The organism is Bacillus sp. B1-WWTP-T-0.5-Post-4, assembly GCF_009183795.1.
Classification (GTDB): Bacteria; Bacillota; Bacilli; order Bacillales; family Bacillaceae_G; genus Bacillus_A; species Bacillus_A cereus.
The window spans coordinates 763,619-779,438 of the sequence record NZ_WEIJ01000001.1 but is presented as its reverse complement, the minus strand read 5'-3'; the positions used below and the strand labels follow the sequence as shown (position 1 = coordinate 779,438).

Below are 15,820 nucleotides of genomic sequence, written 5' to 3'. Positions count from 1 at the left end.
AGGGGGCATTATGAAGAGAGCATTATTCTTTTTCATTAGTATTTTCTTTTTAGGAAGCTGTTCCATTTCGTATGTTACTTTTTCTAGCGAGAGCAAAAGTTGGACTGGACAATATAAAGGGCATATTAAGGATGACAGTGAAGATGGGATGTTTACGTTTCAATATAAGGGCGGGGATGGAAAGACAGAATTTAAAAACTTAGAGATTGCTATTAATGGAGCCTTTAGTACAATGACACAAACGTCAGAAGTTCATAGAGGAGCAAAGGTTGAAATGAAGTCTTCTTGTGTAAGTTGCGCGCCTATCTCTAAAGATGAACCAATAGAGATTGTGATTAAATGGGATGATAAGTATGAGGAGAAGATGGTGCTAAATTTGAAATAGCCTAGAGTAAGGAGTTAAAAATGAATAGGCATATGAAAATTGTTATGTTTTTAAGTGTATTTCTAGTCGTATTATCAGCGTGTGATACAAAACAAGTAGAGCAAGTAACGGTAAAAGAAGTACCTAAAGAAGGGTATATCATATTAAGAAATGACACGGTGTTTTTTGCCGATGATAAAACGTTTGAAACAAAAGTAGAGTTGCAACATTATATAGAACAACAAATGAATAAAGAGCATCCAGCACATATAGTCTTGAGCTTTAAGGACAAAGACACATATAAACAGTTAAAAACAGGGGATAAAATAAAAGTATGGTTTTCTCAAATACTTGAAAGTTATCCAGCAAAAATGATTGTAGAGAAATTTGAAATAGTAGGGAAATAGAAAAAGGCAGCACTCCCGCTGCCTTTTTTATTATTTTACAAATTGTAACTCTTTCGGGAATTTCGTTAAAATTTCTGATCCGTCTTTTGTGATGTAAATATCATCTTCAATACGAACGCCACCTACGTTTGGTACGTAAATACCAGGTTCGATTGTGAAGACCATACCTTCTTTTAATGGAGACTCGTTACCAGCTTTTACATCTGGATATTCGTGTACGCTAATTCCAAGTCCATGACCAAGTCGGTGCGGGAAGAAGTCTCCGTAACCTGCATCTGTGATAACAGAACGAGCAGCATTATCGATTGCGCCAAGTGTAACACCTGGTTTACATGCTTCAACTGCTTGTAGTTGTCCAGCAAGTACAGTGTTGTAAATACGAGTTTGCTCTTCAGAAATCTCACCGAATGCTACTGTACGTGTAATATCAGAGCAATAACCATCAATGATTACGCCTAAATCAAATAGTACGAAATCGCCGCGTTTCATTTTGTTTGCGCCAGGAATACCGTGTGGAAGAGCTGAGTTCGCACCTGCTAATACCATCGTATCAAATGACATTTTATGTATGCCTTTTGTTTTTAATTCGTGTTCAATAATTGCTAATACTTCTAGCTCGCTGCGGTTTTCTTTAATTGCATTTACACCAACTTCAACAGCATAGTCCGCCATTTTAGCTGCTTCGCGTAAAATAGAAAGTTCTTTTTCATCTTTAATTAAACGAAGTTCGCGAACTTTCTCCTCAGCTGATTTGAAAGCTGCATTTGGGAATAATTTCGTTAATTCTTCGTAGCGCTCTACGTTTAAATGTTCTTTTTCAATTGCAACTGCATTTGCATTGATGCCGCGGTCTTTAATTGCTTTTGCAATCATATCCCATGGTCTGTCAGTATCAGTAAATCCGATAATTTCATGTGCCCAGCCAGCGTTACGTGCTTGACCTTCTTCCATTTTAGGGCAAATTAAAATAGGTTCTTTTTCTTGGAATACAAACATACCAAGTAATCTTTCGTGTGGTTCACAGTGGAAGTTTGTCATGTAGAAGACGTTCGGTGTAGAAGTTAAGAACGCAGCTTCTACGTTTTTTTCTTTTAGCCATTGCATTAAATTTTCTAATCTAGCATTCATCGATTGGCACCCCCGAGATATTTAATTACAAATATAACTTTAACTCGGAAGAAAGCGTTATGACAAGTAAATAGATGTTAGAAAAGACAGGGAATTGAAAAATCATGTAGAATAAAAAGTGAGAATGTGAATAGGGGAGGAATGTAATAATGAAAGTATCTTATCATGGACATTCAGTTGTGAAAATTGAGGCGAATGGAAAAGTTATTTTAATTGACCCGTTTTTAACAGGTAATCCGAAAACAGATTTAAAAGCTGAAGATGTAAAAGTGGATGCAATTCTTTTATCGCATGGACACGGTGATCATGTTGGAGATACAGTAGAACTTGCGAAGAAAAATAATGCAGTTGTTGTAGCGCCATTTGAACTAGCAACATTTTTAAGTTGGCAAGGTGTAAATACACACCCGATGCATATTGGTGGTTCACATGAATTTGACTTCGGAAAAGTGAAGCTTACACAAGCATTCCACGGCTCTAGTTATATTGATGAAGAAAATAAGACGATTACATATACAGGTATGCCAGCAGGTATTTTATTTACAGCAGAAGAGAAAACTGTATACCACGCAGGAGATACTGCACTATTCTCTGATATGAAGTTAATTGGGGAATTAAATAAAGTTGATCTAGCATTTTTACCAATTGGTGATAATTTCACAATGGGACCAGAAGATGCTGTACTAGCGGCAAAATGGATTAATGCGAAAACTGTTGTACCGATGCATTACAATACGTTCCCAGTTATTGAACAAGATCCATATCAATTTGTAGAAAAGCTACAAAATTGTACAGGGAAAGTATTAGAAGCTGGAGAAAGTATTACACTATAGAAAAGAAACCCTTCATTTGAAAAGAAAAGTGAAGGGTTTTTTACGTGTGTAGGACAGCTTTTAATGCTTGTATTTGTTTTGGTGATTCTTTTCTTTTGGTACGTGGTTGTTCAGGTGTTTCATTCAATTCCATTGCAACTTTTTTCCCATCTACGAAAGCTAAAAATACAGCACCTACAACCTCTAAAAATTTTTTCATCATGTGTTCGCTCCTTTGTTTTATTTCTTGTCTTAATTGTATAGGCAATTAAGTGGACGAACTATCGAATGAGATGACAATAGCATTACATTGTTGTAATAGAATGACTGGTGGAATGTAAGAGTCATTTTGTTATAAAAAAAATAGTACAGGTATGCAAAGAGAGAGTGTAACAGTTTTGAAAATATAGTATACTGAAAGTACAACACATGAAGAATTTAGGGAAAAGAAAGTATGGTGAAACCATTTGGCTACCAAGCATAACCAAATTTTAGAACATATTAATAGCCTGCCAGTAGGCCATAAAATTTCTGTAAGACAAATTGCGAAAGATTTGAGTGTAAGTGAAGGGACCGCTTACCGTGCAATTAAAGATGCAGAAAATAAAGGATATGTTAGTACAATTGAACGTGTCGGAACAATTCGAATTGAACAAAAGAAGAAAGAGAATATCGAAAAACTGACATATGCAGAAGTCGTTAACATTGTCGACGGTCAAGTACTTGGGGGCAGAGAAGGACTACATAAAACATTAAATAAATTCGTAATCGGAGCTATGAAGTTAGAAGCGATGATGCGCTATACAGAAGCTGGGAATTTACTCATTATTGGTAACCGTACCAATGCACATGAATTAGCGCTAGAAACTGGAGCCGCTGTATTAATTACGGGCGGCTTTGATACGGAAGATCATGTGAAGAAATTAGCAGACGAATTAAAGCTGCCGATCATTTCAAGTAGCTACGATACATTTACGGTCGCAACGTTAATTAATCGTGCAATTTATGACCAACTTATTAAGAAAGAAATTGTACTCGTTGAAGATATTTTAACGCCAATTGAAGAAACGTTATATTTAAAGCCGAGTGATACAGTACAGCAATGGCATGCATATAACGAAGAGACAATGCACGGAAGATATCCAATTGTCGATGAAAGTAACAAAGTACTAGGAATCGTAACTTCAAAAGATATGATCGGAGTAGCGAAAGAAACACCAATTGATAAAGTAATGACAAAACACCCAATTACAGTGAACGGTAAAATGTCTGTCGCAGCTGCGGCACGTATGATGGTGTGGGAAGGAATTGAATTACTTCCTGTCGTTGAGGAAGGAAACAAACTGCAAGGTATTATTAGCCGTCAAGATGTACTTCAGGCACTGCAAATGATTCAACGTCAGCCACAAGTTGGAGAAACCATTGATGATATTGTAACGAATCAATTTATGACACCAAAAGAAGCGAAGAATGAGCATCTATATCAATTTTCGGTGACGCCGCAAATGACGAACTCAATCGGGACGTTATCGTACGGTGTATTTGCAACAATTGTGACAGAAGCGACAAATCGCGTCATTCGTGCGCAAAAGAAAAGCGATTTAATTGTTGAAAACTTAACGATTTATTTCGTAAAGCCGGTTCAAATTGATAATGTTGTATCTGTTCATCCGAAAGTATTAGAAATTGGACGTAAATTTGGTAAGGTCGATGTAGAGGTGCATCATGAAGGTAATGTTGTTGGAAAAGCATTACTTATGGTTCAGTTAATCGATAAATAAAAAGATGGAACAAATCGTTTTGATTTGTTCCATCTTTTTTTGTTGTTTTAAATTTGAAAGGCATGATTTTAGATGGGAGTTTTAGTGAAATATGTATGGGATGGAGTGGAAAAGTAATGTGAGAAAAGACGGAATAATAATTCAATTCAGTTGTATATTGTGTTATGATTATATTGTAAGAAAATGGAATCGTGAGAGGTGGTATGCATTATGTCGTCAGCCGTACTCTTTTTTGGTAGTATCGCACTATTTTACTTTCTTGTAATGATACCGATTCAATATTTATATTTACAAGGTTTACATGAAAAAAAGGAAAAGACAGGATTATCTCAGCGAGAGCTATATGAAAAAATGTCTTTTGGAGAAGAACAATTACATTTTCACGTACAAGGGAACCCATTTAATATACCATCTGCGTTTGTTGCGTATATGATTTTGAAAGTTAAGGGACGTAAAAAAGCATCACAATATTGATGCTTTTTTACGTTGCTTCATAGACTTCAGCTTCTTTAACTGCTAATGGCAAGAAATGTTTGTATTGGCGAAACCCGTTAAATACACTTGCACTACCAAATAGAACGAATAAAACACCAACGATAATACGAGCGGTTGAAAGTTCTAAAAAGAATTGGTTTATCCCGAAAAATAAAACGAATGAACCGAGTGCCATTGCGGATTTTCCTGAGAGCCAACCTTTCTCCATTGGGCGGTTTGTACGAAAGTATTTTGTTTTGTAAAAGAGGTACAACATAAATGAGACGATAATACAGAAGACTAATACTGGCATAATGAACACTCCCATCGCTTTGTGAAAAATAATAGAAAAGAAAAAGAAATATCTAAACTTTCTAACTTTTATTATAAAGCAATTGTTCGCATGTATGAAATACTTTCCGTTATAATGGAGGATAAAGTGAAGAAGTTGATTAAAAAGGAGATTATACATATGCATGAGCAAATTTTAGGAGCAATTAAAGAGTTTGATACAATTATTATTCATCGCCACGTGCGTCCGGATCCAGATGCGTTAGGTTCACAGGGTGGTCTTGGTACAATTCTACAAGAATCGTTTCCAGAGAAAAATATTTATACGGTTGGGTACAATGAACCGTCACTAGCATACTTACGAGTAATGGATGATATTGAAGATAGTGTATACGAAAATGCGCTTGTTATTGTTTGTGATACTGCGAATCAAGAACGTGTTGACGATCAACGCTATACAAAAGGGAAGATGTTAATTAAAATTGATCATCATCCAAATGAAGATCCATATGGAGATATTACGTGGGTAGATACGACAGCGAGTTCTACAAGTGAAATGATTTATGAGTTTTATAACTATGGAAAAGATAAAGGATTAAAAATAACAAAAGAAGCAGCCCGCCTTATTTTAGCAGGAATTGTTGGAGATACAGGTCGTTTCTTATTCCCGAATACGACAGCAAAAACACTTCGTTACGTAAGTGAGCTTGTTGACATGGGTGTGAAATTCACAGATTTATACAATGAGATGTATAAGACAAAAGAAAAAATTGCTCGTTTAAACGGTTATATTTTACAAAACTTTACGATGGTAGAAGAAGGAGCAGCTTACATTAAATTAACGAAAGAAGTATTAGAAGAGTTTGATGTACTTCCTTCTGAAGCATCTGGTGTTGTTGGAGCGCTTGGCAATATTGATGGATTAAAGGCGTGGGTTCTATTTTTAGAGGAAGACGACGTAATTCGTGTTCGTCTTCGTTCAAAAGGACCAGTTATAAACAAATTAGCAATGCAATATAACGGCGGGGGGCATCCGATGGCTTCTGGTGCGAAGGCATCTTCTTGGGAAGAAGCGGATCGTCTTTTTGCTGATTTACGTGAGATTTGTAAATAAGAGACTATATGTTAGAACGAAAAGAAGGAGCGGCGCTAAAGCCCTCCTTCTTTATTTTTCTTTCTCTATAGTAATGCTAATTTCAAGCACTGTATCAAAAGATATTGTATCGACTTTAAAACGGTATAGCCGATCGTAATGTTTGTACGTTTTATTTTCGATTACCTTTTTAAGTAGGTCTTTATTTTTTGCGATACTTTGAATGTTTTTCGTTAAAAGATGTTGGAGGTCATTATGGATAGATGTAGTCATATTTTCGAGTGTGAGATTGTCTAAATCGTATTTTTCTCGATTGATAAGTTTTATTTTAATCTCTTGAATGGTTAAGAGCCGTTTATTTTCAGTGTTCAATTTTTCTTGATCTTCGAGAAGGACGTGGAGCTTTGCTTCTTGTTTTTCTATAATTTCTCTTTGTTCTGCTATTTTACTAGCTTGTTCTTCTTGAAAAACACCGTATATGTACAAAAAAATAAACCAGCTCAACACGCCTCCAACAGCAGCCCCAGCTAATACTAAGTACCATCTTTTTGCTGTATTGGCACTTGGTACTCTCATACATGTTCCTGCGTTAGCCATTTAATAATAATGAGACCTGTTTGCATACCACCAGTTGCGAAAAAAATAAGGAGAATTTGCTTTACGATATCTTTCATATCTCCGCCAAAGAAACTTCTTTCAAAGCTATAAAAGGTATCGAATGTTCCGCCGATTGCTGCAACGAGTGCCCAAATTCTTAAATTTTGGGCGAATTGATTAATGTAAGTTAGAGCTGGTTTTCCGATAAGAAACGCACCAAATCCACCAATTAATGAACCGCCAAGTATAACCCCAAAGGCAATAAAATAACTAATAATAAGCAGAGAGAAAAAAGTATGTTCTCTTACATCCATCGTCATTCCCCTTTCTTCTTCATATATATGGACAAAGTATAAGAAGTATGTTTTGATTTCCGCTTTCCTCATCACCTATAATAAAAGTAGTCAAATAGGTAAAGAGAGGGTACAACAGTGAAGTTTGTGCATTTACAATGTCAAACCGTTTTTAGTTTATTAAAAAGTGCTTGTAAAATTGATGAGCTTGTAGTCAGGGCGAAAGAACTCGGTTTTTCATCGCTGGCTATTACGGATGAAAATGTTATGTATGGCGTTATTCCGTTTTATAAAGCATGTAAGAAACATGGTATACAGCCTGTTATTGGATTAACCGCTTCTATTTTTAGTGAAGAAGAAGAAAGGTCTTATCCGCTTGTATTACTTGCTGAGAATGAAATAGGCTACCAAAATTTATTAAAGATTTCTAGCAGTATTATGACAAAGTCCAAAGAAGGTATTCCTAAGAAGTGGCTTGCGCATTATGCGAAAGGATTAATTGCAATTTCACCAGGTAAAGATGGCGAAATTGAGCAATTATTACTAGAAGACAATGAGAGTCAGGCTGAAGAAGTAGCTCGCACGTATCAAAATATGTTTGGCCATTTTTATATGAGTTTGCAGCATCATGCGATTCAAGATGAGTTGCTTTTACAAGAGAAACTACCTGAATTTATTAGTAGGGTTAATATTCCGGTCGTTGCAACAAACGATGTGCGCTATATCAATCAAAGTGACGCGCTTGTTCACGAATGTTTACTATCTGTTGAAAGTGGAACGAAAATGACTGATCCAGATAGGCCGAGGCTGAAAACAGATCAGTATTATTTAAAGTCATCGGATGAAATGGAAGCACTATTTTCCCACGCGCCGGAAGCAATCCAAAATACAATAAAAATTGCAGAGCGTTGCCAAGTAGAAATACCGTTCCATGTAAATCAACTTCCGAAATTTCCTGTTCCGTCTAATGAAACGAGTGATATATATTTGCGTCGTGTTTGTGAAGAAGGTTTGCGGAAACGATATGGTGAACCGAAAGAAGTGCATATAAAGCGTTTGGATCATGAATTAAATGTTATTTCTCGTATGGGATTTAGTGATTATTTCCTCATCGTATGGGATTTTATGAAGTATGCACATGAAAATCATATTCTAACAGGACCAGGTCGTGGATCGGCAGCTGGTTCACTCGTTTCATACGTATTAGAAATTACAGATATTGATCCAATTGAATACGATCTATTATTTGAAAGGTTTTTAAATCCTGAACGTGTGACGCTTCCCGATATTGATATTGATTTTCCAGACGTAAGACGTGATGAGATGATTCGCTATGTGAAAGATAAATACGGTCAGCTCCGTGTTGCGCAAATTGTAACGTTTGGTACGCTTGCAGCAAAAGCGGCAATTAGAGACATTGCCCGCGTAATGGGGCTTCCGCCGCGAGATATTGATATATTTTCAAAACTTATCCCATCAAAGCTTGGTATAACGTTAAAAGATGCATATGAAGAATCACAATCACTTCGTGAGTTTATACAAGGGAATCTTCTGCATGAGCGTGTATTTGAAATCGCAAAACGTGTAGAAGGTTTACCACGTCATACGTCTATTCATGCGGCTGGTGTTATTATGAGTCAAGAACCGCTAACAGGAAGTGTAGCAATTCAAGAAGGACATAACGATGTTTATGTTACGCAATATCCAGCCGATGCGCTAGAAGAACTTGGTTTGCTTAAGATGGACTTTTTAGGATTACGTAATTTAACGTTACTTGAAAATATTATAAAATTTATCGCGAACAAAACAGGGAAAGAAATCGATATAAGAAACTTACCTCTTCAAGATGAAAAGACGTTCCAATTATTAGGGAGAGGGGATACAACAGGTGTATTCCAGCTTGAGTCGGGTGGTATGCGAAATGTACTTCGCGGGTTAAAACCGAATGAGTTTGAAGATATCGTAGCTGTTAACTCGTTATACAGACCAGGACCGATGGAACAGATACCGACTTTTATTGAATCGAAACATGGAAAAAGAAAAATTGAATATTTACATCCGGATTTAAAGCCAATTTTAGAAAGAACATACGGCGTCATTGTATACCAAGAACAAATTATGCAAATTGCATCGAAGTTAGCTGGTTTTTCGCTCGGAGAAGCAGATTTACTGCGCCGTGCGGTGAGTAAAAAAAATCGTGATATTTTAGATCAGGAACGTAAGCATTTCGTCCAAGGATGTTTGCGAAATGGTTATGATGAGACATCCGCAGAGAAAATTTATGATTTAATTGTAAGATTTGCGAATTACGGTTTTAACCGAAGTCACGCTGTAGCTTACAGTATGATCGGATATCAACTTGCCTACTTAAAAGCGAACTATACGCTGGAATTTATGACGGCACTATTATCAAGTGCAATTGGAAATGAAGATAAAATTGTACAGTATATACGAGAAACGAAGCGAAAAGGTTTTCATGTTTTGCCGCCGTCTCTTCAAAAAAGTGGTTACAACTTCCAAATAGAGGGGAATGCGATACGTTACAGTTTACTTTCGATTCGAAATATTGGAATGGCTACAGTGACGGCATTATTAGAAGAACGAGAGAAAAAAATGTTCGAAGATTTGTTTGAATTTTGTCTCCGTTTGCCGTCAAAGTTTGTAACGGAGCGCAATTTAGAAGCTTTCGTCTGGTCGGGATGTTTTGATGATTTTGGTGTTTCGAGAACGAATTTATGGAAAAGTATTAAAGGGGCATTAGAGTACGCGAATCTCGCACGTGATTTAGGAGATGCTGTTCCAAAATCAAAATACGTACAAGGAGAAGAGCTATCTTTTATTGAACAACTAAATAAAGAGAAAGAAGCACTTGGCTTTTATTTATCAAGTTATCCGACAGCGCAGTATGTAAAGTTAGCAAAAGAATTAGAAATTCCATCTCTCGCTCAGGCGATGCGACACAAGAAAAAAGTACAAAGAGCTATTGTGTATATAACAAGTGTGAGAGTGATTCGTACGAAAAAGTTTCAAAAGATGGCATTTATTACATTCTGTGATCAAAATGATGAAATGGAAGCAGTCCTCTTCCCGGAAACGTATATACATTTCTCGGACAAGTTACAAGAAGGAGCAATTGTTTTAGTTGACGGCATGATTGAGCTAAGAAATCATAAGCTGCAATGGATTGTAAATGGGCTATATCCGCTAGAGGAAATGGATGTTTATGAAGAAAAGAAAGACGCATCTGTTTACGTGAAATTGCCGTCTCAGTATGAGAAAAAGCTTTTAAATCAGGTTACGAAAATATTGTTCGACTATTCAGGTTTTGCGAAAGTACTAATTTATTATGAAAAGGAACATAAAATGGTACAATTATCTCGGAGTTTATCGATTCATCCAAGTGAAGAATGTTTAGGAGCACTTCGTGAAATTGTCGGGGAAGAAAATGTAGTTGTGAAAATATAATGGACAATTTCCCTACACTTCGATTATTATAGTAGTAGTGTTCGTGGTCAGACCACTTGGAGAAATTGATATCAGCAAGAATAATTTGAGGAGAGTGGATAGTTTGTCAACACTTCGTGAAGAAGCACTTCACATGCATAAAGTGCATCAAGGAAAATTAGAAACTGTATCAAAAGTAAAAGTAGAAAATGCAAAAGATTTAAGTCTTGCATATTCTCCAGGGGTTGCAGAACCTTGTAAAGAAATTTATGACGATAAAAGTAAGGTATATGAATATACGATGAAGGGAAATATGGTAGCAGTTGTGACAGACGGAACGGCTGTACTTGGTCTTGGTAACATTGGACCTGAAGCATCTCTTCCAGTAATGGAAGGTAAAGCTGTATTATTCAAGAGCTTTGCTGGTGTAGATGCATTCCCGATTGCCTTAAATACAAACGATGTAGATAAAATTGTTGAAACTGTAAAATTAATGGAGCCAACTTTTGGCGGCGTTAACTTAGAAGATATCGCAGCACCAAACTGCTTCATTATTGAAGAGCGTTTGAAAAAAGAAACAAATATTCCTATCTTCCATGATGATCAACACGGAACAGCTATCGTAACCGTAGCAGGTCTTGTAAATGCACTGAAATTAGTTGGAAAGAAAATGTCTGACATTAAAGTTGTCGCAAATGGCGCAGGTGCAGCAGGTATTGCAATTATTAAACTTTTATATCGCTATGGTGTACGCGACATTATTATGTGTGACCGTAAAGGGGCAATCTATGATGGTCGTCCTACAGGTATGAATCCGGTGAAGGATGAAGTTGCAAAATATACAAATAAGAATCGTATAGAAGGTTCTTTAGCTGATGTTGTACAAGGTGCGGACGTATTTATTGGTGTATCTGCAGAAGGTGCATTAACAGAAGAGATGGTTCGTACAATGAATGACAATGCGATTATTTTTGCAATGGCAAATCCAGTTCCAGAAATTATGCCAGAATTGGCAAAAGCAGCGGGCGCAGCTGTGGTTGGAACAGGTCGTTCTGACTTCCCGAACCAAGTAAATAATGTACTGGCGTTCCCTGGTATTTTCCGCGGTGCACTTGACGTACATGCGACACAAATTAACGAAGAAATGAAGATGGCAGCTGTACAGGCTATTGCTGAGCTTGTAGCAGAAGATGAGTTAAATGCAGACTATATCATTCCAGCACCATTTGACGCGCGTGTAGCGCCTCAAGTAGCGGCTTACGTTGCAAAAGCAGCAATGGAGACAGGAGTAGCTCGCCGTCAAGTAGATCCAAATGAGATCGCTGAAAAAACAAAACAATTAGCGCTGATTGGTAAAGAATAAGCGAGGAATTTCCATTGACATCATCAAATACAAAAGTATATCTCGAAATTGTAAAAAAAATCCGTTCCATTATGGAAGAGGATGGATTGGTAGCGGGGGATCGTTTGCCGTCTGAGCGCGAGTTAAGTTCACGCTTAAACGTAGGACGTTCCTCTGTAAGAGAAGCATTGCGTGCTTTAGAACTGGTAGGATTGATTGAAACGAGACGTGGTGAAGGGACGTTTATTCGAAACTTTTATGATAACGGTCTTGTACAATTAATTGCTCCGTTTTTACTGCAAGATGAGAAAACAATTCGTGATTTATTACAAACAAAACGATTGCTTGAGAAAGATATGATTCGAATTGTATGTAATTTACCGAAAGAAACGTTTTCTAAAGTACTAAGTAGATTACACCAAGTACTTGAAGAAAATGAAAGCTCAATCCCAACGCTTCATCAAACGTTCTTTAAAACACTTATTGAACAAGTCGATAATTATTTACTATATCGCATTTGGATGATCGTAAATGATTACGTAGCAACTCTTTCTTGTAAAGTTTCAAGAGATTCTATCGATATGTATAGAAAGCTTTATGCTACTTTGGAAGAAAAACAAGAAAATGATGCACTAAAAATTTACGATGAATTAGTAGAGAATATACAGTTTCACTCGTAATGTATAAAATTTGTCGAAATGACCATGACACGTTATGACAAACATTCTACCGCGTAGCGGTTAAAGTTAAACGTAAAGAGTGAGGTTATTAGACAGATTGAGAAGATAAGGCTAACATCAAACTTTGGTGTTAGCCCCATTTTCTTCTTACGCTAACCTTAGCTCTCAACGAAGGGGGTCAAATTGTGCTAAGAGATTTATTCGTGAAAAAGAAAAAGTACGCTGCAATACCTTCAGAACAAGTACGAAAAGATGTACCAGATGGCGTTATGACAAAATGTCCGGAATGTAAAAAAATCATGTATACGAAAGAACTTCTAAAAAATTTAAAAGTATGTGTGAATTGTGGATATCATCATCCTATGAATGCATGGGAACGTCTTGATAGTATATTGGACGAAGGGTCATTCCGTGAGTATGACAAAGAAATGGTTTCGTTAAATCCACTCGAGTTTCCAGGTTATGAAGAGAAACTAGAGAGCGATCGTAAGAAGACTGAATTGAACGAAGCGGTTGTAACTGGTGAAGGAACAATTGATGACATGCTTGTTGTTGTTGCAGTAATGGATTCTCGTTTTCGAATGGGGAGCATGGGCTCTGTAGTAGGAGAAAAAATCGCCCGTGCGGTTGAAAAGGCGTACGACTTACAAGTTCCATTTATTATCTTTACTGCTTCGGGTGGTGCCCGTATGCAAGAAGGTATATTAAGTTTAATGCAAATGGCAAAAACAAGCGTAGCTTTGAAAAAGCATAGTAATGCAGGAGGATTATTTATTTCTGTTATGACTCACCCAACGACGGGCGGGGTTTCAGCGAGTTTCGCTTCACTTGGTGATTATAATCTTGCAGAACCAGGTGCACTTATCGGATTTGCTGGTAGACGTGTAATTGAACAAACGGTGCGTGAGAAACTACCAGAAGATTTCCAAACGGCAGAATTCTTACTAGATCATGGTCAATTAGATGCGGTGGTGCATCGTGATGATATGAGAGAATCACTTCGCAAGATTTTAGAAGTTCATCAAGGAGGGGAAATGGCTGTATGGCAGAGCTAGAATTTGAAAAACCAGTTGTTGAGCTAAGAAATAAGATTCGTGAACTGAAAGACTATACGAAAAACAGCCAGATGGACTTCAGTGAGGAGATTCGTATTTTGGAAGAAAAGCTAGAAAATTTAGAGGAAGATATATACGGCAATCTGAAAGTATGGGACCGTGTTCAAATTGCTCGTCATGCTGAACGACCGACAACGCTCGATTATATTGAGCACTTATTTACTGATTTTTTCGAATGTCATGGAGATCGTCTATTTGGCGATGATGCAGCGATTGTCGGCGGCATTGCGAAATATAAAGGGATGCCTGTAACTGTAATTGGGCATCAGCGCGGAAAAGATACGAAAGAAAATATTCGCCGTAACTTTGGAATGCCTCATCCAGAAGGATATCGAAAAGCATTACGTTTAATGAAGCAGGCGGAAAAGTTCAATCGTCCTATTATTTGTTTTATTGATACGAAAGGAGCTTATCCTGGTAAAGCTGCTGAAGAACGTGGTCAAAGTGAAGCTATCGCCCGCAATTTATTTGAAATGGCAGGTTTAACGGTACCTGTTATTTGTATCGTTATCGGCGAAGGTGGTAGTGGTGGTGCGCTAGGCCTTGGAGTTGGAGATTACATTCATATGCTAGAAAATTCCACTTATTCTGTTATTACACCAGAGGGTGCAGCGGCAATTCTTTGGAAAGATGCAGGAAAAGCAAAGGAAGCTGCAGAGGCAATGAAAATTACAGCAGCAGATTTGAAAGAATTAGGTGTAATTGATGAAATTATTCCAGAGGCAAAAGGTGGAGCTCACCGTAATCTTTTAAAACAGTCAGAAAATATAGACTTAATGATTAGAAAAACTTTTGAACAATTAAACGGAATTTCGAAAGATGAATTAATCGAAAAACGTTATGAAAAATATATGAAAATTGGGCAAGTTTCGTTTTCAAACGCTTCCATTGGGATAAAATAATAAAAGCGTGCGTTCCTCTTCGCGAATGCACGTTTTTATTATGAAAAGACACATCTTCTCCATTGTGTTTTTATATTTTTTCGTGTTATTTTATTATAAGGCAAATAATCTTTATGAGGTGAGTACAAATGAAACGTATTGGTGTATTAACAAGTGGTGGAGATTCACCTGGTATGAATGCTGCCATTCGTGCAGTTGTTCGTAAAGCGATTTTCCATGATATTGAAGTATATGGTATTTACCATGGATACGCTGGATTAATTTCTGGTCACATTGAAAAATTAGAACTTGGTTCTGTTGGCGATATTATCCACCGCGGTGGTACGAAATTATATACAGCAAGATGTCCTGAGTTTAAAGACCCAGAAGTACGACTAAAAGGTATCGAGCAATTAAAGAAACATGGTATCGAAGGACTTGTTGTTATTGGTGGAGATGGTTCTTACCAAGGCGCTAAAAAATTAACTGAACAAGGATTCCCATGTGTTGGTGTACCAGGTACAATCGACAATGATATCCCTGGAACAGACTTCACAATTGGTTTCGATACAGCTTTAAACACTGTTATTGATGCAATTGATAAAATCCGTGACACAGCTACATCTCATGAACGTACATATGTTATCGAAGTAATGGGACGTCACGCTGGTGATATCGCATTATGGGCTGGTTTAGCTGATGGTGCAGAAACAATCTTAATTCCAGAAGAAGAGTATGACATGGATGATGTTATCGCTCGTCTGAAGCGCGGTAGTGAACGTGGTAAAAAACACAGTATTATCGTTGTAGCTGAAGGTGTTGGAAGTGCAATTGACATCGGTAAGCACATTGAAGAAGCAACAAACTTTGATACTCGTGTAACTGTATTAGGTCACGTACAACGTGGCGGATCACCAAGTGCACAAGACCGTGTATTAGCAAGTCGTCTTGGCGCAAGAGCAGTTGAATTGTTAATTGCTGGTAAAGGCGGACGTTGTGTAGGTATTCAAGATAACAAACTTGTTGATCATGACATTATCGAAGCGTTAGCTCAAAAGCATACAATCGATAAAGATATGTATCAATTATCTAAAGAATTATCCATCTAATCGGCGTAA

Annotated in this window: 17 protein-coding genes; 12 read left to right on the top strand and 5 right to left on the bottom strand. The window is 37.1% G+C overall.

The genetic code is table 11. The features are described 5' to 3' along the window. Window positions 1–10 precede the first annotated feature (10 nt). Together GBN91_RS04160 and GBN91_RS04155 are read left to right on the top strand one after the other, a co-directional pair. Entirely contained in the window at window positions 11–385 is a 375-nt protein-coding gene (locus GBN91_RS04160) for a hypothetical protein (protein ID WP_000816709.1), read from the top strand. Window positions 386–405: 20 nt separating this feature from the next. Next, window positions 406–771: a DUF3221 domain-containing protein gene (locus GBN91_RS04155; RefSeq protein WP_001079378.1), complete on the top strand. Its 366-nt coding sequence runs from the start codon at window positions 406–408 to the stop codon at window positions 769–771. Between the two features lie 30 nt (window positions 772–801). Here GBN91_RS04155 and pepQ read toward each other — a convergent pair whose 3' ends face one another. Then, the gene (gene pepQ / locus GBN91_RS04150) at window positions 802–1,899 is read right to left on the bottom strand and encodes a Xaa-Pro dipeptidase (RefSeq protein ID WP_000994033.1); all 1,098 of its coding nucleotides are present in this window, start codon (window positions 1,897–1,899) and stop codon (window positions 802–804) included. 149 nt (window positions 1,900–2,048) lie between these two features. Here pepQ and GBN91_RS04145 point away from each other — a divergent pair, with 149 nt between their 5' ends. Next, window positions 2,049–2,732, top strand: coding sequence for a metal-dependent hydrolase (locus tag GBN91_RS04145; protein ID WP_000868926.1), 684 nt, complete (start codon window positions 2,049–2,051; stop codon window positions 2,730–2,732). A gap of 40 nt (window positions 2,733–2,772) precedes the next feature. Here the strand turns inward: GBN91_RS04145 and GBN91_RS28735 are convergent, their stop codons facing one another. Beyond that, window positions 2,773–2,934 carry a hypothetical protein gene (locus GBN91_RS28735; RefSeq protein ID WP_000976017.1) on the bottom strand — a complete coding sequence of 54 codons (162 nt, stop codon included), beginning with the start codon at window positions 2,932–2,934 and terminating at the stop codon, window positions 2,773–2,775. A gap of 244 nt (window positions 2,935–3,178) precedes the next feature. On the opposite strand from GBN91_RS28735, the gene GBN91_RS04140 reads away from it, so the two are divergent. Together GBN91_RS04140 and GBN91_RS04135 are read left to right on the top strand one after the other, a co-directional pair. Further along, window positions 3,179–4,492, top strand: a complete 1,314-nt coding sequence (locus tag GBN91_RS04140; RefSeq protein WP_000201572.1) for a CBS domain-containing protein — start codon at window positions 3,179–3,181, stop codon at window positions 4,490–4,492. A gap of 210 nt (window positions 4,493–4,702) precedes the next feature. Next, the gene (locus GBN91_RS04135) at window positions 4,703–4,966 is read left to right on the top strand and encodes a DUF3949 domain-containing protein (protein ID WP_000093045.1); all 264 of its coding nucleotides are present in this window, start codon (window positions 4,703–4,705) and stop codon (window positions 4,964–4,966) included. A 7-nt stretch (window positions 4,967–4,973) separates the two neighbouring features. On the opposite strand, the gene GBN91_RS04130 is transcribed toward GBN91_RS04135, so the two are convergent. Then, window positions 4,974–5,279, bottom strand: coding sequence for a YtpI family protein (locus GBN91_RS04130; protein ID WP_001144776.1), 306 nt, complete (start codon window positions 5,277–5,279; stop codon window positions 4,974–4,976). Window positions 5,280–5,438: 159 nt separating this feature from the next. On the opposite strand from GBN91_RS04130, the gene GBN91_RS04125 reads away from it, so the two are divergent. Further along, entirely contained in the window at window positions 5,439–6,371 is a 933-nt protein-coding gene (locus tag GBN91_RS04125) for a DHH family phosphoesterase (protein WP_000545136.1), read from the top strand. Window positions 6,372–6,422: 51 nt separating this feature from the next. Here GBN91_RS04125 and ytrI read toward each other — a convergent pair whose 3' ends face one another. Both ytrI and GBN91_RS04115 read right to left on the bottom strand, forming a co-directional pair. Beyond that, window positions 6,423–6,926, bottom strand: coding sequence for a sporulation membrane protein YtrI (ytrI, locus tag GBN91_RS04120; RefSeq protein ID WP_001265736.1), 504 nt, complete (start codon window positions 6,924–6,926; stop codon window positions 6,423–6,425). Next, on the bottom strand, window positions 6,923–7,336 hold the full coding sequence (locus GBN91_RS04115) for a YtrH family sporulation protein (protein ID WP_002005839.1): 414 nt from the start codon (window positions 7,334–7,336) through the stop codon (window positions 6,923–6,925). The genes ytrI and GBN91_RS04115 overlap by 4 nt, the downstream gene beginning before the upstream one ends. 42 nt (window positions 7,337–7,378) lie before the next feature. On the opposite strand from GBN91_RS04115, the gene dnaE reads away from it, so the two are divergent. The 6 genes from dnaE to pfkA all read left to right on the top strand — a co-directional run bounded on the left by dnaE (window position 7,379) and on the right by pfkA (window position 15,811). After that, complete coding sequence (dnaE, locus tag GBN91_RS04110; RefSeq protein WP_152121267.1) at window positions 7,379–10,705, top strand: DNA polymerase III subunit alpha; 3,327 nt, start codon at window positions 7,379–7,381, stop codon at window positions 10,703–10,705. Window positions 10,706–10,838: 133 nt separating this feature from the next. Then, the gene (gene ystJ, locus GBN91_RS04105; protein ID WP_161114790.1) at window positions 10,839–12,047 is read left to right on the top strand and encodes an NADP-dependent malic enzyme; all 1,209 of its coding nucleotides are present in this window, start codon (window positions 10,839–10,841) and stop codon (window positions 12,045–12,047) included. Between the two features lie 14 nt (window positions 12,048–12,061). Then, window positions 12,062–12,706, top strand: a complete 645-nt coding sequence (locus GBN91_RS04100) for a FadR/GntR family transcriptional regulator (protein ID WP_000204444.1) — start codon at window positions 12,062–12,064, stop codon at window positions 12,704–12,706. 185 nt (window positions 12,707–12,891) lie between these two features. Next, window positions 12,892–13,761, top strand: coding sequence for an acetyl-CoA carboxylase, carboxyltransferase subunit beta (gene accD / locus GBN91_RS04095; protein ID WP_000942856.1), 870 nt, complete (start codon window positions 12,892–12,894; stop codon window positions 13,759–13,761). Further along, window positions 13,749–14,723, top strand: a complete 975-nt coding sequence (gene accA / locus GBN91_RS04090) for an acetyl-CoA carboxylase carboxyl transferase subunit alpha (RefSeq protein ID WP_000818801.1) — start codon at window positions 13,749–13,751, stop codon at window positions 14,721–14,723. Before accD ends, accA begins: the two co-directional genes overlap by 13 nt. Window positions 14,724–14,851: 128 nt before the next feature. Next, a complete protein-coding gene (gene pfkA, locus GBN91_RS04085; RefSeq protein ID WP_000821157.1) occupies window positions 14,852–15,811 on the top strand; it encodes a 6-phosphofructokinase in 960 nt (319 codons plus the stop codon). Window positions 15,812–15,820 lie beyond the last annotated feature (9 nt).